21 protein-coding genes are annotated in these 20,696 nt (G+C 66.5%); 9 read left to right on the top strand and 12 right to left on the bottom strand.

Annotated elements, in window-relative coordinates; translation table 11 throughout:
- Window positions 1–73 precede the first annotated feature (73 nt).
- From A9513_RS01210 to A9513_RS01195, 4 genes are all read left to right on the top strand, one after another.
- Complete coding sequence (locus A9513_RS01210; RefSeq protein ID WP_037007681.1) at window positions 74–1,009, top strand: LysR family transcriptional regulator; 936 nt, start codon at window positions 74–76, stop codon at window positions 1,007–1,009.
- 193 nt (window positions 1,010–1,202) lie between these two features.
- Complete coding sequence (locus tag A9513_RS01205) at window positions 1,203–1,397, top strand: hypothetical protein (RefSeq protein ID WP_024766827.1); 195 nt, start codon at window positions 1,203–1,205, stop codon at window positions 1,395–1,397.
- Between the two features lie 389 nt (window positions 1,398–1,786).
- Window positions 1,787–2,791 (top strand): hypothetical protein, encoded by a 1,005-nt coding sequence (locus tag A9513_RS01200; protein WP_065083759.1) that lies wholly within the window; start codon window positions 1,787–1,789, stop codon window positions 2,789–2,791.
- 65 nt (window positions 2,792–2,856) lie between these two features.
- A complete protein-coding gene (locus A9513_RS01195) occupies window positions 2,857–3,873 on the top strand; it encodes a hypothetical protein (protein ID WP_065083758.1) in 1,017 nt (338 codons plus the stop codon).
- On the opposite strand, the gene A9513_RS01190 is transcribed toward A9513_RS01195, so the two are convergent.
- On the bottom strand, window positions 3,855–5,189 hold the full coding sequence (locus A9513_RS01190; protein ID WP_065083757.1) for a sigma-54 dependent transcriptional regulator: 1,335 nt from the start codon (window positions 5,187–5,189) through the stop codon (window positions 3,855–3,857). The genes A9513_RS01195 and A9513_RS01190 overlap by 19 nt on opposite strands.
- Window positions 5,186–6,949, bottom strand: coding sequence for an ATP-binding protein (locus tag A9513_RS01185; protein ID WP_037012776.1), 1,764 nt, complete (start codon window positions 6,947–6,949; stop codon window positions 5,186–5,188). Before A9513_RS01185 ends, A9513_RS01190 begins: the two co-directional genes overlap by 4 nt.
- Window positions 6,950–7,052: 103 nt before the next feature.
- On the opposite strand from A9513_RS01185, the gene A9513_RS01180 reads away from it, so the two are divergent.
- Window positions 7,053–7,931: an alpha/beta fold hydrolase gene (locus A9513_RS01180; protein ID WP_024766831.1), complete on the top strand. Its 879-nt coding sequence runs from the start codon at window positions 7,053–7,055 to the stop codon at window positions 7,929–7,931.
- Window positions 7,928–8,281, top strand: coding sequence for a hypothetical protein (locus tag A9513_RS01175; protein WP_065083756.1), 354 nt, complete (start codon window positions 7,928–7,930; stop codon window positions 8,279–8,281). The genes A9513_RS01180 and A9513_RS01175 overlap by 4 nt, the downstream gene beginning before the upstream one ends.
- Here the strand turns inward: A9513_RS01175 and A9513_RS01170 are convergent.
- Complete coding sequence (locus tag A9513_RS01170) at window positions 8,278–8,769, bottom strand: DUF3301 domain-containing protein (protein WP_024766833.1); 492 nt, start codon at window positions 8,767–8,769, stop codon at window positions 8,278–8,280. The genes A9513_RS01175 and A9513_RS01170 overlap by 4 nt on opposite strands.
- A 120-nt stretch (window positions 8,770–8,889) precedes the next feature.
- On the opposite strand from A9513_RS01170, the gene pdxY reads away from it, so the two are divergent.
- The gene (pdxY, locus tag A9513_RS01165; RefSeq protein ID WP_065083755.1) at window positions 8,890–9,759 is read left to right on the top strand and encodes a pyridoxal kinase PdxY; all 870 of its coding nucleotides are present in this window, start codon (window positions 8,890–8,892) and stop codon (window positions 9,757–9,759) included.
- A 317-nt stretch (window positions 9,760–10,076) separates the two neighbouring features.
- Here pdxY and A9513_RS01160 read toward each other — a convergent pair whose 3' ends face one another.
- From A9513_RS01160 to A9513_RS01135, 6 genes are all read right to left on the bottom strand, one after another.
- On the bottom strand, window positions 10,077–10,661 hold the full coding sequence (locus A9513_RS01160; RefSeq protein WP_024766834.1) for a YqaA family protein: 585 nt from the start codon (window positions 10,659–10,661) through the stop codon (window positions 10,077–10,079).
- A gap of 4 nt (window positions 10,662–10,665) precedes the next feature.
- Window positions 10,666–12,369 (bottom strand): YbaL family putative K(+) efflux transporter, encoded by a 1,704-nt coding sequence (ybaL, locus tag A9513_RS01155; RefSeq protein ID WP_024766835.1) that lies wholly within the window; start codon window positions 12,367–12,369, stop codon window positions 10,666–10,668.
- Window positions 12,370–12,578: 209 nt separating this feature from the next.
- Window positions 12,579–13,058 (bottom strand): acyl-CoA thioesterase, encoded by a 480-nt coding sequence (locus A9513_RS01150; protein WP_065083754.1) that lies wholly within the window; start codon window positions 13,056–13,058, stop codon window positions 12,579–12,581.
- A gap of 201 nt (window positions 13,059–13,259) precedes the next feature.
- Entirely contained in the window at window positions 13,260–14,018 is a 759-nt protein-coding gene (locus tag A9513_RS01145) for an SDR family NAD(P)-dependent oxidoreductase (RefSeq protein WP_024766837.1), read from the bottom strand.
- A gap of 297 nt (window positions 14,019–14,315) precedes the next feature.
- Complete coding sequence (locus A9513_RS01140; protein WP_065083753.1) at window positions 14,316–15,683, bottom strand: glutamine synthetase family protein; 1,368 nt, start codon at window positions 15,681–15,683, stop codon at window positions 14,316–14,318.
- A gap of 130 nt (window positions 15,684–15,813) precedes the next feature.
- Complete coding sequence (locus tag A9513_RS01135) at window positions 15,814–17,208, bottom strand: aspartate aminotransferase family protein (RefSeq protein WP_065083752.1); 1,395 nt, start codon at window positions 17,206–17,208, stop codon at window positions 15,814–15,816.
- A 127-nt stretch (window positions 17,209–17,335) separates the two neighbouring features.
- Here A9513_RS01135 and A9513_RS01130 point away from each other — a divergent pair, with 127 nt between their 5' ends.
- Both A9513_RS01130 and A9513_RS01125 read left to right on the top strand, forming a co-directional pair.
- On the top strand, window positions 17,336–18,124 hold the full coding sequence (locus tag A9513_RS01130) for an SDR family NAD(P)-dependent oxidoreductase (protein WP_065083751.1): 789 nt from the start codon (window positions 17,336–17,338) through the stop codon (window positions 18,122–18,124).
- 72 nt (window positions 18,125–18,196) lie between these two features.
- Window positions 18,197–18,862, top strand: coding sequence for a GntR family transcriptional regulator (locus A9513_RS01125; RefSeq protein ID WP_065083750.1), 666 nt, complete (start codon window positions 18,197–18,199; stop codon window positions 18,860–18,862).
- Window positions 18,863–18,870: 8 nt separating this feature from the next.
- Here A9513_RS01125 and A9513_RS01120 read toward each other — a convergent pair whose 3' ends face one another.
- The 3 genes from A9513_RS01120 to A9513_RS01110 all read right to left on the bottom strand — a co-directional run bounded on the left by A9513_RS01120 (window position 18,871) and on the right by A9513_RS01110 (window position 20,652).
- The gene (locus tag A9513_RS01120; protein WP_017521498.1) at window positions 18,871–19,083 is read right to left on the bottom strand and encodes a YgdI/YgdR family lipoprotein; all 213 of its coding nucleotides are present in this window, start codon (window positions 19,081–19,083) and stop codon (window positions 18,871–18,873) included.
- Window positions 19,084–19,186: 103 nt separating this feature from the next.
- Window positions 19,187–19,588 (bottom strand): SMI1/KNR4 family protein, encoded by a 402-nt coding sequence (locus tag A9513_RS01115; protein WP_024766840.1) that lies wholly within the window; start codon window positions 19,586–19,588, stop codon window positions 19,187–19,189.
- A 179-nt stretch (window positions 19,589–19,767) separates the two neighbouring features.
- Window positions 19,768–20,652 carry a Tim44 domain-containing protein gene (locus A9513_RS01110; RefSeq protein WP_038803436.1) on the bottom strand — a complete coding sequence of 295 codons (885 nt, stop codon included), beginning with the start codon at window positions 20,650–20,652 and terminating at the stop codon, window positions 19,768–19,770.
- Between the last annotated feature and the right edge of the window lie 44 nt (window positions 20,653–20,696).

Genomic DNA, 20,696 nt, shown 5'->3' with positions numbered 1-20,696 from the left:
TACTGCGATTCAGTTTTGCGGCGCGGACAATAATTGTCGTCGTCTCCTACAAGACGGATAAGCAGGGGGAAGGATGGACGTACTTCACGCGATGCGGGCTTTCGTCCGGGTGGTGGATGCTGGCAGTTTCACCGCCGCCGCCAACGCCCTGGGGTTGTCCACCGCCCAGGTCTCGCGCGTGGTTTCCGACCTTGAAGCGCAACTTGAAGCCCGCCTCCTGCACCGCACGACACGGCGCCTGGCGCTGACCGAAACCGGCGAGCGCTACCTGCTGCGCTGCCGGGAAATCCTCGCCGACGTCGAAGAGGCGGAAGCCGAGGCCAGCGGCGCGCACCTCAAGCCGCGCGGCCGGCTGCGCGTGCACTCGCTCACCGGCCTTGGCCAGCAGCACCTGATCCCGCTGATCTCGCGCTACTGCGAATCCTTTCCCGAGGTCTACATCGAGCTGACCCTGGCCCAGCGGCAGCCGGACATCCTCGAGGAAGGCCAGGACGTGGTGATCACCCGCGACCGCGAACTGCCCGACTCCGAGTTCGTCGCCCAGACCCTGGGCACTATCTACAGCGTGCTCTGTGCCAGCCCCGAGTACCTCAAGCGGCGCGGCACCCCGACCAGCGTCGCCGACCTGCACCAGCACCAGTGCCTGCGCCTGCAGGACCCGACCTTCCCCGAGGGCTGGGCCTTCGAGGAGGGCAATGAAGAGAGCGTGATCCGCCCGCGCGACACCTTCATGGTCAACGTTGCCGAGGCGCTGACCGGCGCAGCTGCCGCCGGCATGGGCATCTGCCTGCTGCCCAGCTATGTCGCCGCGCCCGCCCTGCGGCGTCGCTCGCTGGTGCGCGTATTGCCCCGGCACAGCTTGCACGTGAGGCACATCTACGCGCTGTACCCGTCGCGACGCTTCCTCGACGCGAAGATCCGCACCTGGGTCGAGTTCCTCAAGATGGAATTGCCGAAGATGTTCGAAGAGGACGAAGCAGCGCTCAACGATCCCGTCAACTGGGCATAAGGCCATCTCGGACCTTGGGCGCTGGCGCGGCAGATCGTCGCAGCCGCTCTATATCGGTGTTCTCGGACGATCGGCGCGGATTGTTGCTTTTTAGGCAATGCTTTGTTGGTTAGCTAGCTATTTTTCTACCCACTGTTGCGCCGTAACCTTTCTCCAACCCCGACCAATCGGGTGTTCAGAAAGGATCACCGTCATGTCCCGTTCGCTTTATGTTGCTGCCCTGCTGTCCGTCTGCTCGCTGTCCTTCACTCAGCTGAGCTTCGCCGAAGAATCGCGCCTGATGACCGACAAGATGGTCAAGGCCAACGAAGCAGTGATCGCCCAGCAGCAGGCCCAGTCCGCCGAGCAGACTGCCAAGGCCGCTGCCAGCAGCAACGCCGATTCCTGATCGGCCGCTTCCCCCGGGAAGTCCGGAGCGTGAGCCGGGCTTCTCAACACCTTGCGCCGCATACGATATGCGGCGTTTTTTTTGCCCGCGTTTCAGGTGGTTGCCAGATGACTGTTACAGATGCTGTAACAGTCTTTCCCCGTCCGTGATCTGTATTCCTGTCTGATCGGTCAATATACTTGACCCAACAGCGCGGCTTTCGAGCAGCGCTGTTACCGGCCTCACCGCCGGCAAGCTTCCCGACGCCGATTCTTGATTGCTCCAGATCGACGTCCGTCTCAAGGCCGCTGCTATCAGCGGCCTTTTTTTATGCGCGGTGGAAAAGAGCCGGCGGGCTGGTAGGCTGGGCACACTCCGCGCCGCAGGCCGGATTCGACAAGGATGCCGAGATGACCAGTGACAATCCCTTTGCGACACCCCAGGCACCGCTCACCGCACCGAAAGCCGCTTTGGCATCGGTCGGCCGCGAGCCCCTGCAGTTCGTCGCCGCCATGATCGTGGCCGCGGCCGTGGTGTTCTTCGGCAGCAATGCCGTGCAGTGGATCTTCGACCTGGGCAACTACCGCGAGCGCCTGCCTCAGTACTTGCCGACCATGCTGGCGAACTGGCTGGGTGGGCTGGCTTTCTATGCCGCGGCAGTCCTGCTGCTGGTGCATTACCAGCGCGAGCGCCACGGTATCGCACGCTTCCAGCCGCTGGCCGGACTGTTGGTAGGCTTCGGCGTGGCCTATCTGATCGCCACCATGGTCGTCAGCACCGCCGTGTCCTACCTGAGCGTGTCCTTCTACCAGTGGGCTTTCGAGCAGGGCTCCCGGACCCTCTGGATAGCCCTGTATGGCCAGGTCAATTCGCTGATCAACCTGGCCCTGGGTTGCCTACTGCCGCTCTGGCTGGTCCTGCACCTGGCGCGCTCACGGTGTGAACCGATGGCGCCGGGCCAGGCCGCCGTGCTGCCGTCCTGGCATGTGGCGTTGGCGGTTGCGCTGTGCTTCACCGCGGTGATCTACAAGCTGGTCACGGCACTGGGCTACGGAGTGCTCTACCTGTACAGCGGCGCTGACGGCTGGCAGTCGGTATTCATGCTGTCGAGTTGCGTACTGCCTTTCGCCATCGTCATGACGGCCGTGCGGACTCGCCTGCCCGCCCGGCTCTCGCGCTTCGCCGCCGGCCGCGTGCTGGCCTGCGCGCTGGTGCTGCTGGCGTTATGGATGGTCGCTATCGTGCTGGCGTCGGTCCTGGTGGCCTTCGCCGCCTACAGCTCGCTGAACTCCAGCAGCCTGCCGCTCTACCTGCTGCCTCCAGCGATCCTGCTGCTCGCACTGCTCTGGCCGCTGGCGCGCTGGTGTACCGGCTGGTTCTTCGCCGAGCAGATGGCGGCTGCCGCGCCCCGGTAGCCCTCTGTCGATTGCTGATGCCCGGCACAATAGTCATCAGCAGCAAACTTTCAGGATCCCGACAAGTGCAGGAAAGCCCATTCAGTACCCCCCTGGCCGAACTGGGGGAAGAGGCGGAGGCCTCCGTGCCAGCGCTCTGGCAGCCATATCTCGTGGTGGCAGCGATGTTTCTCGTCGGCATGGGCGCCATGCTGTTGGATACACTGCGACGCTGGAGCGAAGGCGCCCCAATAATGCGGCTGTTGTCGGATGCACCGGATTTGCTTGGGCCCTGGCTGTCTTCGCTGGTGGCCAGCGCAGCGGTGGTCGTGCTGTTCATGCAGGCACAGCGCGAGCGCCATCGGATTCGAAAATTCATGCCCCTCGTGACACTGGCAGTAGTCTTTGCGGTCTTGCAGGCGCTTGCGATGGAGTTGTACCGCGCATTCCTCCTGGGCAAGATCCAGGGGATCGCCCGTCTGCTGAACGAGCTCAGTGACTTCTCGATGTTCGTCATCCCGGCCGTACTGATTGTCGGCACGTTGGCGCACCTGCTGCTCTGCCTTGTTCCTCTGTGGATCCTGTTGGCGGCCATCCGGTCGCGTTGTGCGCGCCAGCGTCTGACAGAGCCGTTGCCGATTCCGCGGGTGCACGTTGCATTGGGTGTAGCGCTGGGATTTTCTGCACTCGCCGCGAAGCCGCTGTCGGGTGTGGTGCGGGTATTTCTGCTCAACAAGGTGGGGCAGTGGGCGCTGGCAGTGGAAATGCTGTCCTGGCTGGTTCCTGCCACGGTGGTGCTGGCGTGCGTCTATCTGAAGCTTCCGCCATGGCTGCCCCGGTATTCTACGGGCCGAATTCTGCTCGCAGCCGTAAGCACTTTCTTCGGCTGGGTTTGCATCACCGCCATGTTTGGTCTGCTGGGCTACGTCTTTTTCCATGAAGCCGTGATGCGTCTGCAGGCTTCCAGCGGTCTGCCCCTCGTCGCGTCAATCGCGATCCTCGGGCCGTTGCTTCTGCTGGTTCATTGGGCTTGCATAGGCGCCCTCTGGTTGACCCGGCGCACGAAGTCCGAGCCGTTGCCGGCTCAGTCCTCGCCCAGGTAGTCCCCACGGCTCAGCCCGTGGCGCTGCATCTTCTCGTTGAGGGTGCGGCGCGGCAGGCCGAGCAGCTCCATCACCGCCTTGATGTCGCCCTTGCACTGGCCCAGCGCCTGGCGGATGCACTGCGCCTCGTAGGCTTCCATGCGTTCGAACAGGCCGTTGCCGGCCGGCGCTTCCGGTAGCTCGGCGCGGTCCAGGCCGAGCACGTGGCGCTCGGCGGCGTTGGCCAGTTCGCGGACGTTGCCCGGCCAATCGTGGGCGAGCAGGCGGGCCAGTTGGGTTGCCGACAGCGGCGCAGCTTCGCGGCCGAACTTCTCGCTGGCCAGCAGCGCGTAGTGCTCGAACAGCAGCGGGATGTCCTCGCGGCGTTCGCGCAGGGGCGGCAGGCGCAGCTCGGCGACATTCAGGCGATACACCAGGTCCTCGCGGAAGCGCCCGGCGCGGGCCTCTTCCAGCAGGTCCGGCTTGGTGGCGGCGATCACCCGCAGGTCGACCTTGATGCTCTGGTTCGAACCCAGGCGTTCCAGCTGCTGTTCCTGCAGCACGCGCAGCAGCTTGACCTGTTGGGCCAGCGGCATGCTTTCGATCTCGTCGAGGAACAGGCTGCCGCCGTTGGAGTGCTCCAGCTTGCCGATGCGCTTGCCCTGGGCGCCGGTGAAGGCGCCGCTTTCGTGGCCGAACAGTTCGGTCTCGAACAACTGCTCGGGGATCGCCGCGCAGTTCAGTGCGACGAAGGGCTTGCCGGCGCGCGGGCCGAAGTCGTGCAGGCAGCGCGCGACCAGCTCCTTGCCGCTACCGGTGTCGCCACGGATCAGCACGTTCACCGGCGTACCGGCCAGCGCCATGATCTGCCGGCGCAGGGTTTCCATCGGTCGCGAGACGCCCAGCAGGCGGGATTCGATCTGGTCCTTGAGCGCCGCCTGCTCGCGCAGCTGGCGGTTCTCCTGCACCAGCCGGCGTTTCTCCAGGGCGCGGCGCAGGCTGTCGAGCAGGCGTTCGGGGGTGAAGGGTTTCTCGATGAAGTCATAGGCGCCCTGGCGCATCGCCTGCACCGCCATGGGCACGTCGCCGTGGCCGGTGACCATGATCACCGGCAGGTCGCGGTCGAGCTGCTGCAGGCGGTCGAGCAGGGCCAGGCCGTCGGTGCCGGGCATGCGTACATCGCTGATGACCACGCCGGGAAGCTCGCGGGCGACGCCTTTCAGGCACTCGTCGGCGCTGCTGCACAGGCGCACTTCGAAACCGGAGAGTTGCAGCCATTGCTGCACGGCGTCGCGGATGGCGGCTTCGTCGTCGACGAAGAGAATGGTCTCGCTCATGGTCTGGATTCTTCGCTGGCGGCCGGCAGGCTGAGCCGGAATACGGCGCCGCCGGAGGGCTGGTTGGCGGCGCCGAGGCGCCCGCCGAGTTCGTGGACGATGCCGTAGGATACCGCCAGCCCCAGGCCCAGTCCTTCTCCCACCGGCTTGGTGGTGAAGAAGGGGTCGAAGACGCTGGCCAGGTGCGCCTCATCGATGCCCGGTCCGTTGTCGGCGACTTCCAGGCACCAGTGCTCGCCGTCGCGGCGCAGAGTCAGCTCGATGCGTGGCTGGGCGCTGTTGGCCACTGCGTCCAGGGCGTTGCGGATCAGGTTGACCAGCACCTGCTCCAGGCGGATCGCGTCGCCCAGCACCCAGGCCGGTGATTCCAGCGCCTGGCGGATGTCCACGCCTTCGGTACGGATGCGCACGGCCAGCAGTTGCAGCGCCTGCTCGACCACGTGGCCCAGTTCGATGCGCTCGCGCAGGCCGCCGGGGGTCTTGCGGGCGAAGGTCTTCAGGTGGCCGGTCAGCGCGGCCATGCGTTCGAGCAGCTCGTCCACGCGCACCAGCGCGGCGCGGGCGTCGTCCTGGCGGCCGGCATCGAGCAGCAGGCGCACGCTGGCCAGCTGCATGCGCTGGGCGGTGAGCGGCTGGTTGATTTCGTGGGCCAGCGCGGCGGACATCTGCCCCAGAGCCGCCAGCTTGGCAGCTTGCACCAGGCCGTCCTGGGCAGTGCGCAGGGCGGCGGTGCGCTGCTCGACCAGGCGCTCCAGTTCTTCCTGGTTGCGCTGGCGCAGGCGGGCCAGGCGCCGTCGCTGCTGCAGCCAGAGGACGAGGAATACCAGTGCCATCCACGCACCGGCGGCGGCCAGGCGGGCGCTGGTGACGTCCGACTGTACGCCGCGGGTGTCGCGCAGCAGGTGCAGGGTCCAGTCTTCTTCCGGCAGGCCGACCGATTGCCAGAGGTAGTCGCCGCTGATTTCCTGGCCGTCGACACGCACCATGCGCGCATGCTCGCCGAGGCTTTCCAGCGTCCGGTGCGGCAACGCGCTGAGCGGCTGCCGGTGGTACTGGCGGGTATCGGCCAGTTCCGCGCGGGCCACCGCGTCCAGCGGCATCAGCTCGCGGTAGCGCCAGCGCGGGTGGTTGGCGAGGAACACCACGCCCTTGCTGTCGCTCACCAGCACCACGTCCGGGGTCTGGCTCCACTGCCGTTCGAGGTCGGGAAACTCCAGCTTGACCACGATGGCGCCGAGGAAGGTGCCCGCGTCGTCACGCAGTGCGTTGGACAGGAAGTAACCGGGAATGCCGGTGGTCACGCCGACTGCGTAGAAGCGCCCGGCGCCCTGGGCGATGGTCTGGCGAAAGTACGGCCGAAAGCTGTAGTTGTGGCCGACGTAGCTGGTCGGCAGGTTCCAGTTGCTGGCGGCCACGGCGAGGCCGCTGCGGTCCAGCAGCTCCAGCGTCGACGAGCGTGCCGCGCCGTTGATTTCCTGCAGCTTGAGGTTGAGCCGGTGCTGCACTTCGTCCGTCAGCGGGCCGCGCATGGCCGCGCGCAGTTCCGGGTCCAGCGCCAGCACGGAGGGAATGCTGCGGAAACGCTCGATCAGGGTATGCAGGGAACTGGCGTAGAGGCCCAACTGCTCATGGGCGGTTTCCGCCTCGGCCAGCAGCGCGCGGTGCCGCGCCTTCTCGCCTGCCCAGAACACCGACAGCACCAGCCCGGCCAGCAGGAGCAGGCAGATCAGCAGCAGGCGAAGGGGGCGGGTAGGCGACATGTTCGACGGTGTTCGACCAAGGGTCGGCGACAATAGCATGACCGCGCGCTGGTCCGGCGCCCCGCTGCCTCGCTAAACTGCCGCATCCCGATGGAGAGCTTCGATGCAGTTGTCGTCCTGGACCCACGAAGGGTCCGCCGGTTTCACCCTGCGCGGCTGGCGCAGCGAGCCCAGTGGCAAGCCGCTGCTGCACTTCCTGCATGGCAATGGCTTCTGTGGCCGTGCCTACGAGCCGATGCTGAAAGTCCTGGCGGAGGATTTCGACCTCTGGCTGTGCGACGTCCAGGGCCACGGCGACAGTGACCACGGCGGGCGCTTCCATGGCTGGAACCGCAATGCCGAGATGGCGGTGGAGGCCTTCCAGGCCGGCAACAAAGCCTTTGGCGACGTGCCGCACTACGCCGCCGGGCACAGCTTTGGCGGCGTGCTCACCAGCCTGATCCTCGGCCGGCATCCCGAGCTGTTCCGCCGCGCGGTGCTGCTCGACCCGGTGCTCTTTACCCCGGCGATGATCGGCGTGATGGCGCTTTCCGAAGTACTCGGCCTGCACAAGCGCCGCACCATGGTGCAGAAGGCGCGCTCGCGGCGCAGCCAGTGGCCGGACCGCGAGGCGGCCTACGCCGGCCTGCACGGCCGCGGTATCTTCAAGGGCTGGACCGACGCCGCGCTCCGGGCCTACGTGGAGAACGCGATGAAGCGCACCGAAGCAGGTGTCGAACTGAAATGCCGGCCCAGCCGCGAGGCGGAAATCTTCAGTTCCTTTCCCAAGCGCCTGTGGCCGTCGCTGGGCAAGGTGGTGACGCCGACCCAGGTGCTGTTCGGCGAGCGCACCTACCCGTTCGTGCCCAAGTCGGTGGCACGCTGGTGCGCTTCGAACACGGTGGTGAGCGGCCAGTGCGTCGACGGTGGCCACTGCTTCATGCAGGAGTTTCCCGAAGACAGCGCCGAGCGCGTGTCGCGCTTCCTGCTGGGCCACGAATGAACGACCCGGCCCGCGAGTCCGTCTGGCTGGCCCTGTCCGAGCTGTGGCTAGATACCGAGCTGGACGAGGCCGATCTCGCTACCATCGCGAGCACCCTGGCAATCAGCGGCTACCCGCCGGAAGAACTGGAGGCGATCTATCGCCTGGAAGTGGCGCCGGTGGTCTGGAGCAATAGCTGGGTGACGGCGGGGGTGTGGGACGGCTTCGATCCCGACTGGCTGTTCGAGGGCTGCCGGCGCAACCAGAAGCGGCGCTATTCACTCTGGCATCGCGGGCGCTGCCGGCTGCTACGCAAGGCAATGACGGCGGCGGTGGAAGAGGACTGGCGGAAGATCCGCGCGCAGCTCTAGTCGCCGACTTTCTTGCCCTGGTGCGCGCGGCGCCATTCGTCCAGGCGCACCACTTCTGCCTTGGCGCGCGGCGCTGCAGGGGTGTCGTCGAAGACCGCGTCGATAATCTCTTCGTCCACCGGCTGGGCGGCGGGATGGAAGGTAGCGACCGGCGAGAGCGGCATGCGCGGCTCCGGCTCCATGCGGAACGGCGCCAACTCGACCCGGCCCAGGTGCTGGCCGAACATGGCGATGCTACCGGCGTAGCGTTCCTGGCCGGTGGCGGTGAACTCGAAGGCGTATTCGCGGGCCAGGCGCAGGTTGCCGCGGCCGTCGCGCTGGAAGCGGAAGCGCTGCAGGGCCATGGCGTCATCCAGCAGTTCCACGCCCTCGCGCGCGCAGTGCTGCTTGGCCAGGACCAGTGCACGCTCGCGGATGCCATGGGCGCGCCACCACCAGGCGGCGCCCGCGACAACCAGCATGAAAATGAAAAGATTGCCCAGGTCCACTTCGGCTTCCTCGGAATCGGCGCATCAGCTTACTCACTCCGCCGCCGGGCGGCGAGAGGGGGATGTTCACAGCGTGTGAATTGCGCCCCATACTGCCCCATTCTGTAGCAGGACACCGTTATGCCGCGCACTCCCCACGTTCTCGCCATCCAGTCCCACGTCGTCTTCGGCCACGCCGGCAACAGCGCCGCGGAGTTCCCCATGCGACGCGTCGGGGTGAACGTCTGGCCGCTGAACACCGTGCAGTTCTCCAACCATACCCAGTATGGCCACTGGACGGGCCAGGTGCTGCCGCCGGAGCAGATTCCGGCGCTGGTGGACGGCATCGCTGCCATTGGCGAGCTGGGCAATTGCGACGCGGTGCTGTCGGGCTACCTGGGCAGTGCGGCGCAGGGCCGTTCGATCCTCGAAGTGGTGCGCCGCATCCGCGAGGCAAACCCGCGTGCGGTCTACCTCTGCGACCCGGTGATGGGCCATCCGGAAAAGGGCTGCATCGTCGCCCCGGAAGTCGGTGAGTTTCTGCTCCACGAGGCCGCCGCGGTGGCTGACTACCTGTGCCCGAACCAGCTGGAGCTGGACAGCTTCTGCGACCGCCAGCCGACCTCCCTGGAAGACTGCGCGGCAATGGCCCGTGGCCTCCTCGTGCGCGGCCCGAAGGCGATCCTGGTGAAGCATCTGAACTACCCTGGCAAGCCGGCGGATGCCTTCGAGATGCTGCTGGTGACCCTCGACGAGACCTGGCACCTGCGCCGCCCGCTGCTGGCCTTCCCGCGCCAGCCGGTAGGCGTGGGCGATCTGACCTCGGGCCTGTTCCTCGCCCGTCTGCTGCTGGGCGACGACCTGCGCACAGCCTTCGAATTCTGCGCCGCCGCCGTGCACGAAGTGCTGCTGGAGACCCAGGCCTGCGGCAGCTACGAGCTGGAGCTGGTGCGCGCCCAGGACCGCATCGCCCATCCGCGGGTGAAGTTCGAGGCGGTGAAGTTGGGGTGATCTGAACGGGGTTTTAGGGGGGAATCCTGCGCTGGGTGCGCCCCTCACCCTCACCCTAACCCTCTCCCGGGGGAGAGGGGACTGTCCTGAGCGGGCGGGCAGAGTGGAGTTCGCTGGCTGACGCCGAGTTATCCACAGAATGCCGATCGGCTCCCTCTCCCTTCAGGGAGAGGGCGGGGGAGAGGGCGAGTCCCGCGCGCCGAACTTTCCTTGTGGGACCGATGGGCGCCTAGCCCCTGCTCGCGAACGGATTTCCTGGCAGCTCTGGCGTTGGCGCTGGGTGGTTCGCGAGCAAGCTCGCTCCTACCAAGAGCGGATCAAAGCATGTACTTGCCCAGCAGCAACCCGCCCACCACCATCGCGGTGAGCAGGCCGAACGCCAGCCCCAGGCGTTTCTCGATGGCCTCGCGCAGCGCCGGGCCGGCCCAGAACAGCAGGGCGCAGGTCGCCGCGAAACGCAGGGTACGCGCCACCACGCTCAGGGCGATGAACAGCACCAGATCGAGCTGGGTCACCCCGCTGGTGAGGGTGATCAGCTTGTAGGGCAGCGGGGTGAAGCCGCCGCCCAACAGCACCATCAGCCAGCCGAGCTCGTTGTAGCGCTCGGCGACCTCGGCGAAGTTCTCCTGCAGCCCGTAGAAGGCCAGGATCGCCTGGCCCACCGTCTCGAACAGCAGCAGGCCGATGAAGTAGCCGGCGATGCCGCCCAGCACCGAGCTGACAATGCAGATCGCCGCGTAGCGCCAGGCCTTGGCGCGGTTGGCCAGCACCATCGGCACCAGCAGTGCATCCGGCGGGATGGGGAAGAACGAACTCTCGGCGAAGGTCACTCCGCCCAGCGCCAGCTCCGCCCGCGGATGGCCCGCCAGGCGCATGGTCCAGTCGTAGAGCCGGCGCAGCATGGCGTCAGGCCGACTGCGGCAGGTGGTCGTCGCCCGGTGCCGCGGCGGCGTCCTCGCGTTCGACCCGCTCGACCATGCCGCGGGCGATTTCGCGCTCGCCCATGATCACCAGGCTGGCGCCGTTCTGCTCCAGGTAATCCACTTCGGCGTCGAAGTGGGCGCGGGCGATGATGTCCAGGTTCGGGTTGATCGCCCGCGCGTGGCTGGCGATGGTCCCGGCCTCGAAACCGTTGGGAATGGCGATCAGCAGCCAGCGCGCCGAAGTGATGTTGGCCTGGGTCAGCACATCGGGATTGGCGGCATTGCCCACCACCACGCAGAGGCCGTGCTCGCGCAGTTCGGCGGCCTTCTCGCGCTTGTCCTCGATGACCACCACCGGCACCTTGTCCTTGCGCAGCCGCTCGCTCACCAGCGCGCCGACGCGGCCGTGGCCGATGAGGATCGCGTGGTTGTGCTCCAGCACCGGCGGCGGCAGGTCCTGGGGCTCCACCTGGACCACGCCGGGCTCGCTCTCGGCCTTCTGCTCCTGGCGCGCCTGCAGGCGGTCGATGGCGATGAACAGCAGCGGGTTGACCAGGATCGACAGGATCGCGCCGGCCAGCACCAGGTCGCGACCGGCTTCGGGCAGCAGGTTCAGGGTGACGCCCAGGCCGACCAGGATGAAGGAGAACTCGCCGATCTGCGCCAGGCTGGCGGCGATGGTCAGCGCGGTGCTGTTGGGGTGGCCGAACATGCGCACGATGACGTAGGCCGCCACCGACTTACCGAAGACGATGACCAGGAAGGTCGCCAGCACCGGCAGCGGCTCCTGGATCAGGATCGCCGGGTTGAACAGCATGCCCACCGAGACGAAGAACAGCACGGCGAAGGCGTCACGCAGCGGCAGCGAGTTCTCGGCGGCCTCGTGGCTCAGCTCGGACTCGTTGAGGATCATCCCGGCGAAGAACGCGCCGAGGGCGAAGGACACGCCGAAGATCACCGCCGAGCCGTAGGCGATGCCCAGGGCGATGGCCAGCACGGCGAGGGTGAACAGCTCGCGCGAGCCGGTCTTGGCGACGCGCTCCAGCACCCAGGGCACGAAGCGGCGACCGCCGACGATCATCACCGCGACGAAGGCCGCGACCTTGCCCAGGGTCAGCAGGATCGGCATCAGCAGGCCGCCGTCGCCACCGTCGGAGGTGCCGCCCAGGGAGCCGGCCAGGGCCGGCAACAGGACCAGGGTGAGGACCATCGCCAGGTCCTCGACGATCAGCCAGCCGATGGCAATGCGCCCGCGCTTGGTGTCGATCAGCTGGCGCTGCTCCAGCGCGCGCAGCAGCACGACGGTACTGGCCACCGACAGCGCCAGGCCGAAGACCAGCCCGCCGCCGAAGTTCCAGCCCATCATCCACGCAAGGCCCAGGCCGAGCAGGGTGGCGACGCCGATCTGCACCACCGCACCGGGGATGGCGATGGCTTTCACCGACAACAGGTCCTTGAGCGAGAAGTGCAGGCCGACGCCGAACATCAGCAGGATCACGCCCAGTTCGGCGATCTCCACGGACAGCGCCTGGTCGGCGACGTAGCCGGGGGTGAACGGCCCGGCCAGCACACCGGCGAGCAGGTAGCCCACCAGCGGCGAGATACGCAGGCGGTTGGCCAGGGCGCCGAGGACGAAGGCCAGCACGAAGCCGACGGCGAGGGTGGTCAGTAACGGGGTGTGATGCATGGTCTGGGCTCCGGGCACTCAGGGAGCGACCGGACTGCGCATCAGCACCGGGTCGCTCGACGGTGGGTCACGGGGGCAAACCCGCGTGTGAAAAGTTTAGGCGTAGTAATCAATTCCTACCTTGCTTTCACGCAAGGGTAACCTGTTGACGCATTGGGAAATTTCCGCGGCACGCGGGATTTCTTTTCAGGAAATGTCGCGAACGTCCGTCATTCGTCGCGAAGCTCCTTGTAGCGCTGTTCCAGCTCCTGGCGAATTTGCCGACGCTGTTGGGCCTGGGCAAAGCGACGTTTCTCGTCCTTGGTCTGCGGATCGAGTTGCGGCACGACGATCGGCTTGCGCTCGTCGTCCAGCGCCACCATGGTGAAGAAGCAGCTATTGGTGTGGCGCACGGACTTCTCGCGGATGTTCTCGGTGACCACTTTCACGCCGATCTCCATGGAGGTGCGGCCGGTGTAGTTCACCGAGGCAAGGAAGGTGACCAGTTCGCCGACGTGGATCGGCTGACGGAAGATCACCTGGTCCACCGACAGGGTCACCACGTAGTGGCCGGCGTAACGGCTGGCGCAGGCGTAGGCGACCTCGTCGAGGTACTTGAGCAGGGTGCCACCGTGGACATTGCCGGAGAAGTTGGCCATGTCGGGGGTCATCAGGACGGTCATGCTGAGCTGGTGGTTGCCAGGTTCCATGGAATTCTCGGGCAATTGTCTGGGGAAAAGGAAAGGGGCCTCACTCTGGACAACCCGAGCGCGGCTGGCGACACAGTTTTTTCTATATCCCTGATTGAGCAGCGGCGCCAGTGGACCCTTCGCCAGCGGTGTATCTGCCGTTCGAACAACGCCCTGAACGAAAACGGGCGACCCCTGGCCGCCCGTTCACGTCGCTGCGCTTCAGCGCCCGGCCGAGAGGCCGAAGTCGATGGCCAGGTCCGCACCGGTGATGGCTTCGGATTCCGGCTTGCAGAGGTACCAGACCAGCTCGGCGACTTCCTCCGGGCGGATGAAGCGCGCCACCTTGCCCTGTGGATAATCCTTCAGCAGTTCGCGCTTGTAGGCCGCCGGGTTGCCCTGGCCGTAGCGCTCGGCCTGGTAGTCGAGCATCGGCGTGGCGATGTCGGCCGGCGAGATGGCGTTGACCCGCACGCCGGATTCGGCGAGTTCCAGGGCCAGCGTGCGGGTGAGCATGGTCAGCGCCGCCTTGCTCGCACAGTAGGCCGCGGAGCCGCGATAGGCCTGGCGGCCGGAGTCGCTGGAGATATTGACGATGCTGCCGTGGTTTTCCTTGAGGTAGGGCGTCGCGGCCTGGCACATGTAGAACGCCGCCTTGAGGTTGACCCCCAGGACCAGGTCGAAGTCGTCCTCGTTGAAGTCTTCCACCGGGCCTTCGCGCCAGACACCGGCGGCGTTCACCAGGGCATCGAGGCGGCCGGTGCGGGCGAGGATGTCGGACATCAGGCTGTGGCAGTTGTCCGCTCGTCGCAGGTCGCCGACGGCGGTGGCGTCCAGCGGTACTTGCGCGTTCAGCGCATGCAGGCCGGCTTTATCCACATCGGTGGCGGCGATGCGCCAGTGGCTTTGGGCGAAACGTTTGGCGATGGCTTTTCCGAGGCCACCGGCAGCGCCGGTGATCAGTACGACGGGAGTGCTCATTGTCTACGGGTTCTCCCTGCCTGAGAGAGGACGGCGGCCGGCAGGCAGACCGGCGGCGCCGCGTTGACCACGGAAGCGCTCAGCCGCGCCCCGTGGAACTACTGACCAAGAAAAGACCAGAATCTTCACTCTGGCAGGGTAAATTTTTCGTAAGTCTTTTGCGTGTCGGCGGGTGAGCTGATTGCTGGGCGCAAAATGGCGGATAACGCTTCGCGTTATGCGCCCTACGGGAGCCCAGGGGACATCTTACGTAGGGCGAATAACCGTTCACGGTTATCCGCCGTTTCGGTCAGTCGTTCAGGCGTGATGCAGATACCAGCGCCAATCCTGCTCGCCGACTTCGCCCATGAACTGGCGGAACTCTTCCCACTTGATCGCCAGGAACACCTTGAGGAATTCCTCGCCCAGCGCGTCGCGCGCCCAGGTGGAGGACTCCAGCGCGCGCAGCGCGGTGAGCCAGTCGGTGGGGAGGAATTCGGTGGCCTGCTCGTAGCCGTTGCCGACGATGGGCGCGCCTGGGTCGATCTGCTCGCGGATGCCTTCATGGATCGCCGCAAGGATCGCCGCCGCCGCGAGGTACGGGTTGGCGTCGGCGCCGCAGATGCGATGCTCGATGTGCCGGCTCTTCGCCGGGCCGCCAGGCACGCGGAACGACACGGTGCGGTTGTTCACGCCCCAGCTCTTGGCCAGCGGCGCATAGCTGTTGGCCTGGAAGCGGCGGAAGGAGTTGGCGTTGGGGCAGAAGATCGCCAGGGAATCCAGCAGGCGCGCCATCATGCCGCCGATGGAGTGGCGCAGCAGTGGAGTGCCGTGAATGTCTTCGCTGGCGTAGAGGTTGTTGCCCTGTTCGTCGGCCAGGCTGACGTGCAGGTGCATGCCGGAACCGGCGCGGTCGCCGAACGGCTTGGCCATGAAGCAGGCCTGCAGGCCGTGCTTGTTCGCCACGCCCTTGACCAGGCGCTTGTAGCGCACGCCTTCGTCGATGGCCTGCATGACGTCGAAGCGGTGCTCCAGGGTCAGCTCGACCTGGCCTGGCGCGTACTCGGAGATCGCCGTGCGTACCGGCAGGCCCTGCACTTCGCAGGCGGCGTAGAGGTCGTCGAGGAACGGCTGCAGTTGTTCGAGCTCGTAGACGCCGTAGACCTGCGGCGCTTCCGGACGGATGCCGTTCATCTGCAGCGCCGGCTGCGGGCGGCCGTTGGCGTCGCGCTGCTTGTCCAGCAGGTAGAACTCCAGCTCCACCGCCATCACCGGGTGGAAGCCGTCGGACTTCAGCCGGTCGACCACGCGGGACAGCGCCTGGCGCGGGTCGGCGGGCGTGGCGGGCAGGCCCTGGGTCGGGTGCATGCTCACCTGCAGCTGGCCGGTGGGGCTGGCGCGCCAGGGTTGCAGGGTCAGGCTGCCGGGCAGCGGGTAGGTCCAGCAGTCGGCGTCGGCCACTTCCCAGACCAGCCCGGTGCCTTCGACGTCCTCGCCCTGCACGGTCAGCGCGAGGATCGAGCTGGGCAGCGGGCGGCCGTTGTCGTAGATCGCCAGCAGCTCGTCGCGGTGCAGCAGCTTGCCGCGCGGGATGCCGTTGGCGTCGATGATGAAGAGTTCGATGCTGCGCACGTCCGGGTGGGCGGCGAGGAAGGCTTCGGCTTCCTTTCGATCGGCGAATTGCATGGTGGTCCTCGGTGGGCGCGGGGCGCCGAATTGTCTCTTCGTAGGAGCGAGCTTGCTCGCGAACGCTCTTTTGTAAATCCGCTGCGGGGCGGGTTCGCGAGCAAGCTCGCTCCTACAGGGGGAGTTTCGATCAGGCCTCGCGCGCGCCGGGAATCGCCAGCAGCTCGGTGATGCCGGCATCGAGGGTCTCGATCAGGCGATCCACGTCCGCGGCGGTGGTGTCCGGGCAGCACAGGGTCATGTTGTGGAACGGCGTGATCAGGATGCCGCGGTTGATCAGGTACAGGTGCAGCGCCATCTGCAGCTCGTCGTGGAAGGCCGCTTCGGCCTCGGCGCCGGTACGCGGGGAGACGGGGCAGAACTGGAACTCGCTGCGCGCGCCCAGCTCGGTCACCGACCACTTCAGGTCGTGCTTGGTGATCAGCGTGCGGAAGCCATCAGCCAGGCGCTTGGCCAGCGGCAGCATGTGGTCGTAGGCCGCCTGGGTCATCACCTGTTCCAGGTTGGCGCGCATGCAGTGCATGGCCAGGGCGTTGGCCGAGAGCGTGGTGCCCATGCCGCTGTGGCCGTGCCCGTGGCTGTCTTCCTGGGCGCTCTTGCGCGAGGCGGCCATGCGTTCGGCCATCTCCGCGCTGCAGCCGAAGATGCCGCAGGGCACGCCGCCGGCAATCGGCTTGCCGACCACGAAGAAGTCCGGGTCGAGGTTCCACAGCTGGGTGCAGCCGCCGATATTGGTGGAGATAGTGTGGGTTTCGTCGATGATCAGCAGCGAACCGTACTTGCGCGTCAGTTCGCGGCACTTCTGCATGAAGCCCGGATCGGGCAGGACCATGCCGATGTTGGTCATCGCCGGCTCGCACAGCAGCGCGCAGACGTCACCCTGGGCCAGTGCGGCTTCCAGCGCCTCGACGTCGTTGAAGGGGATGGAGCGGCTGTGCTGGGTCAGGTCGTAGGCCTGGCCGACCAGGCCGGAGCGGTGCACGGTTTCGCCGTCGCGGTAGCGCACCATCACGTCGTCGACGGTGCCGTGGTAGCAGCCGTCGAACACCAGCAGGGTCTTGCGCTTGGTCACCGCGCGGGCCCAGCGCAGCACGTAGCGGTTGGAGTCGGTGGCGGTAGCGGTTACCTGCCAGTAGGGCAGGCCGAAGCGCGCGGCGAGCAGCTCGCCGCAGACCACCGCGTCTTCGCCGGGGAGCATGGTGGTCAGGCCGCGCGCGCCCTGTTCGGCAAGGGCGCGGGCGATCGGCGCCGGCGAGTGGCCGAACATGCTGCCGGTATCGCCGAGGCAGAAGTCCACGTAGTCATGGCCGTCCACGTCGTAGAAGCGGGCGCCCTGGGCGCGTTCGACGAACAGCGGGCAGGGCGTGGACCAGTCGGCCATCCAATGCATCGGCACGCCGGCGTACAGCGACTGGTGCGCGCGCTCGGCAAGGGCGACGGACTTGGGATTCTGTTCCAGGAAGCGCTGGCGCTCGCGGGCTGTGAAAATATCCACGGCCTGTTGGGCGATTCCGCTGGCGGTCATGTTGCACACCTCGTTTGTTATTTCGCACATCTTCCATTTGTGATCACAAAAATGTCAATACAGCGAAGCGACTGCCTGATAATCTGCCCTGTAACGAATTTTGTGATCACAGAACAAGAAGATGCCCATGAAAGATGTCACGAATGAGTCCGCCTGGGCCGGCCAGGTAGCTCTGGTCAGCGGCGCCGGCAGCGAGTCCGGCATCGGCTTCGCCAGTGCCCGCCGGCTGGCGCGCAACGGTGTGAAGTTGCTGCTCACCGCCAGCAGCGAGCGGGTCCTGCAGCGGGCGCAGGAGCTTTGCGCCGAGGGCTTCGAGGCCCGCGCTCTGCCCGCCGACCTGACCGATGAAGGCGACGTCCTTGCCCTGGCCGAGTGGGCGCAGGCGCAATGGGGAAGGGTAGACGTGCTGGTGAACAACGCCGGCATGGCCATGCAGGGTAGCCCCGAACCCTTCGCCGAACTCGCGGCGATGGACCTGGCAACCTGGAACCTGTCGCTGGCGCGCAACCTGACCAGCGCCTTCCTGCTCACTCGTGCGCTGCTGCCGGGCATGCTGGAGCGCGGCTACGGGCGCATCGTCAACGTCAGCTCCACCACCGGCACGCGGGCCAGCAATCCGGGCGAGTCGGCCTACAGCGCGGCCAAGGCCGGAATGCTCGGCATGAGCATGGGGCTGGCGCTGGAAGTGGCGCAGCGCGGGGTGACGGTGAACAGCGTGGCGCCGGGCTGGATTGCCACCGGCTCCAGCAGCGAAGAAGAAATCCAGGCCGGGCGGCGCACGCCGCTGGGTCGTTCCGGGCGACCGGAGGAGGTGGCCGCCGCCATTGCCTTCCTGGCCTCGCCCGAAGCCAGCTACATCACCGGCGAAGTGCTGGTGGTGGATGGCGGCAACTGTCTGATCGAAAACAAGGGATAAGCGAGATGAAGCACGACTGCAGCCTGACCTTCGCCCAACTGCCGGCGCCGCCGGCCGGGCGGGAGTGAAACCATGGCCGACAACCTTCAGGAACAGCTCTACCAGAACCTGCGCCAGGCCCTTTTGAGCGGGCGCTTCCAGCCTGGCGAGCGGCTCAAGATCCGCGACCTGGCTGACGAATGGGGCACCAGCCCGATGCCGGTCCGCGCCGCCCTGCAACGCCTGGTGGCAGAGGGCGCGCTGGAAGGTGAGCCGCAGCGCTCGCTACGGGTGCCGGTGATGACCCGCGAGCGCTACCTGCAGATCCTGCAGGTGCGGCAATCCCTGGAGGGGCTGGCGGTGGAGGATGCGGCGCGGCACCTGCGGCCCGCCGACATGGCCGTGCTGCGTGATTGCACCAAGCGCATGGAAGACGCGCTGAACGCCCGTGACGTCCATGGCTACCTGGAAGCCAACAGCCTGTTCCACCTGACGCTCTACCGCGCCTGTGGCAACCCCACGCTGTTGCGCATGATCGAGGCGCTGTGGCTGCAGGTGGGGCCGTTCTTCAACCGGCTTTTCACCGAGGCCGACCTGTCGCTGCGCCTCAACGACTTCCACGAAGACACCCTGCAGGCGCTGGAGCGTGGCGATGGCGCAGGCGCACGCAAAGCCATCGAACAGGACCTGGGCTACTGCGGCCAGTACCTGCTCAATCTGCTGGAGCTGGAAAGCGGGGGAAGGCTGGGGGCGCGCTAGGGCGCCCTTCAGGGGGTCTTGATGAAGCGGACGTTGTCCTTCTTGATCAGGATCGTCTCGCCGTTCAACTGCTCGAATTCGTAGTAGTCATTGTATTTGTCGTAGTCGGAGTGATCCTTCACCAGGATTTCGCTGCCGTCCTGCAGCGTCACCACGGCCTTGTCGGCGCATCCGGCTAGGCCGAGCAGCAACAGGCAGGTGAACAAGGCTTTCAACTTCATAGTTTCTCCACGGGGCATCGTACCCGCCCGGGCAGCAAGGGCTGGAGGTACGCTGGGTTGCCTGTGTGACCATGGAAGTTTCAGGAAATTCCGACATGGGGCTTCAAGTATCGAGCCATACGTCGCGTGCCCAGGTCCAGACGGAGTCCCAGGTTTCCTCGGTGAGCTCGCCGTCGGCCCAGAGAATCACCTCGCCGTCCTCGGCGACCGCGTAGTAGTCGTCACCGTCGGCGCAGAGCGGGATCAGCTCGCGCGGCAGGCCATTGGCCCAGGCCACGGCCGCGACTTCCGGCAGGTAGGTGTGGGACTGTGGATCGGTCGCCGTGACGGGTTCCAGGCGGCCATAGACGACGTCGCTGACCAGCAGGAGGAACTCGCGGAATTCCGACGGAATGCCGATCAGCAGCGCTTCCTCGATCTCCACCAGCAGTTCTTCGTCGGGCAGTTCCAGCGGTACCGGAACCGGCTCGTTCGCTTCACGCAGTTTCTCGATCACATCTTCCACAGACGGGGCCTCTCTATATTCGACGAATGGCGCGCTTTATACAGTAGTAGCCGGCCCTCCGCGCAAGACCACTGCGCGGGCGCCGTCCGGACGAGCGGCGGGGGCAGGGCAAGCCTGTGGCCGATGTGCAAAAACGAAAAAGCCCGGCAATCGCCGGGCTTCTTCTTCACGCGCTAGGGTCAGTTCTGGCGGATGCCAGCCACCAGCCAGGGCTGGTTGTCGCCCTGGGCGCGCTCCATGCGCCAGCTTTCGCTGAAGGGTTCGCCCTGGTCGAAGCGCGAGGACTTCGACACGCCGCTGAAAGTCAGGGTGGCGATGGTCTTGTCGGCCTGGTCATCCACGCCCTCGAGCTGCACGTCGAGGTTGTCGATGTAGGTGGACTGGTAGCTGTCGCCCAGGTCCGCGCGCTCCTGCTTGAGGAACTGCAGCATCTGCGGGGTGACGAATTCGGCGATCTTGTCCATCTCGTTGGCGTCCCAGTGCTGCTGCAGGGACATGAAGTGCTCGCGGGCGGCGCCGATGAAACGGGTCTCATCGAACCAGCTCGGGGCGTTGATCACCGGACGGCTGTCCATCACCGGGCGGGACGCGCCACCGAAGATCGACGGCGGAGCAGTCGGCATTTCACGCTGCATCGGCGCATGGCCGCCGGCCATGGCGGGCTGCTGGCCCTGCTGCTGGCGGCGACGCGAAGCGATGAAGCGGAACGCGATGAAGGCGATCAGCGCGATGATCAGGATGTCGAGGAACTGCATGCCCTGGAAGCCGTCGCCCATGAACATGGAGGCGAGCAGGCCACCGGCGGCGAGGCCGGCCAGCGGGCCGAGCCAGCGCGAAGCGCCGCTCTTGGCAGCGGCGCCGGCAGCGCCTGCGGCGGCACCGGTCGCGGCCGGGCCGGCGGCAGTCGGGGAATTCGGCGCGGCGTTGGGTTGCGCCTGGCGGGTCTGGTGGCTCGGCGCAGAGCCCATGCTCTTGCCGCCACCGAAACGTTTGGCGGCGTTGACGTCGAGGCTGAGCGTCACGGCGACACAGAAGGCCATGGCAAGGCTGAGAAAGCGCTTCATCGTTGTCATTCTCTTGGTTGGTATACGACGCACGTCATGTTGCA

The sequence above is a fragment of the Pseudomonas sp. AU12215 genome, from assembly GCF_001675465.2.
GTDB lineage: Bacteria > Pseudomonadota > Gammaproteobacteria > Pseudomonadales > Pseudomonadaceae > Pseudomonas > Pseudomonas nitroreducens.
This window is presented reverse-complemented; position numbering and strand designations above follow the sequence as displayed.

Coding starts and splice junctions, on each gene's coding strand:
- ybaL (WP_024766835.1), bottom strand. CDS start 12,369: ATGCATCACACCCCGTTACTGACCACCCTCGCCGTCGGCTTCGTGCTG.
- A9513_RS01150 (WP_065083754.1), bottom strand. CDS start 13,058: ATGGAACCTGGCAACCACCAGCTCAGCATGACCGTCCTGATGACCCCC.
- A9513_RS01200 (WP_065083759.1), top strand. CDS start 1,787: ATGACCAGTGACAATCCCTTTGCGACACCCCAGGCACCGCTCACCGCA.
- A9513_RS01110 (WP_038803436.1), bottom strand. CDS start 20,652: ATGAAGCGCTTTCTCAGCCTTGCCATGGCCTTCTGTGTCGCCGTGACG.
- A9513_RS01190 (WP_065083757.1), bottom strand. CDS start 5,189: ATGAGCGAGACCATTCTCTTCGTCGACGACGAAGCCGCCATCCGCGAC.
- A9513_RS01135 (WP_065083752.1), bottom strand. CDS start 17,208: ATGACCGCCAGCGGAATCGCCCAACAGGCCGTGGATATTTTCACAGCC.
- A9513_RS01145 (WP_024766837.1), bottom strand. CDS start 14,018: ATGAGCACTCCCGTCGTACTGATCACCGGCGCTGCCGGTGGCCTCGGA.
- A9513_RS01210 (WP_037007681.1), top strand. CDS start 74: ATGGACGTACTTCACGCGATGCGGGCTTTCGTCCGGGTGGTGGATGCT.
- A9513_RS01120 (WP_017521498.1), bottom strand. CDS start 19,083: ATGAAGTTGAAAGCCTTGTTCACCTGCCTGTTGCTGCTCGGCCTAGCC.
- pdxY (WP_065083755.1), top strand. CDS start 8,890: ATGCCGCGCACTCCCCACGTTCTCGCCATCCAGTCCCACGTCGTCTTC.
- A9513_RS01180 (WP_024766831.1), top strand. CDS start 7,053: ATGCAGTTGTCGTCCTGGACCCACGAAGGGTCCGCCGGTTTCACCCTG.
- A9513_RS01175 (WP_065083756.1), top strand. CDS start 7,928: ATGAACGACCCGGCCCGCGAGTCCGTCTGGCTGGCCCTGTCCGAGCTG.
- A9513_RS01185 (WP_037012776.1), bottom strand. CDS start 6,949: ATGTCGCCTACCCGCCCCCTTCGCCTGCTGCTGATCTGCCTGCTCCTG.
- A9513_RS01160 (WP_024766834.1), bottom strand. CDS start 10,661: ATGCTGCGCCGGCTCTACGACTGGACCATGCGCCTGGCGGGCCATCCG.
- A9513_RS01140 (WP_065083753.1), bottom strand. CDS start 15,683: ATGCAATTCGCCGATCGAAAGGAAGCCGAAGCCTTCCTCGCCGCCCAC.
- A9513_RS01125 (WP_065083750.1), top strand. CDS start 18,197: ATGGCCGACAACCTTCAGGAACAGCTCTACCAGAACCTGCGCCAGGCC.
- A9513_RS01130 (WP_065083751.1), top strand. CDS start 17,336: ATGAAAGATGTCACGAATGAGTCCGCCTGGGCCGGCCAGGTAGCTCTG.
- A9513_RS01205 (WP_024766827.1), top strand. CDS start 1,203: ATGTCCCGTTCGCTTTATGTTGCTGCCCTGCTGTCCGTCTGCTCGCTG.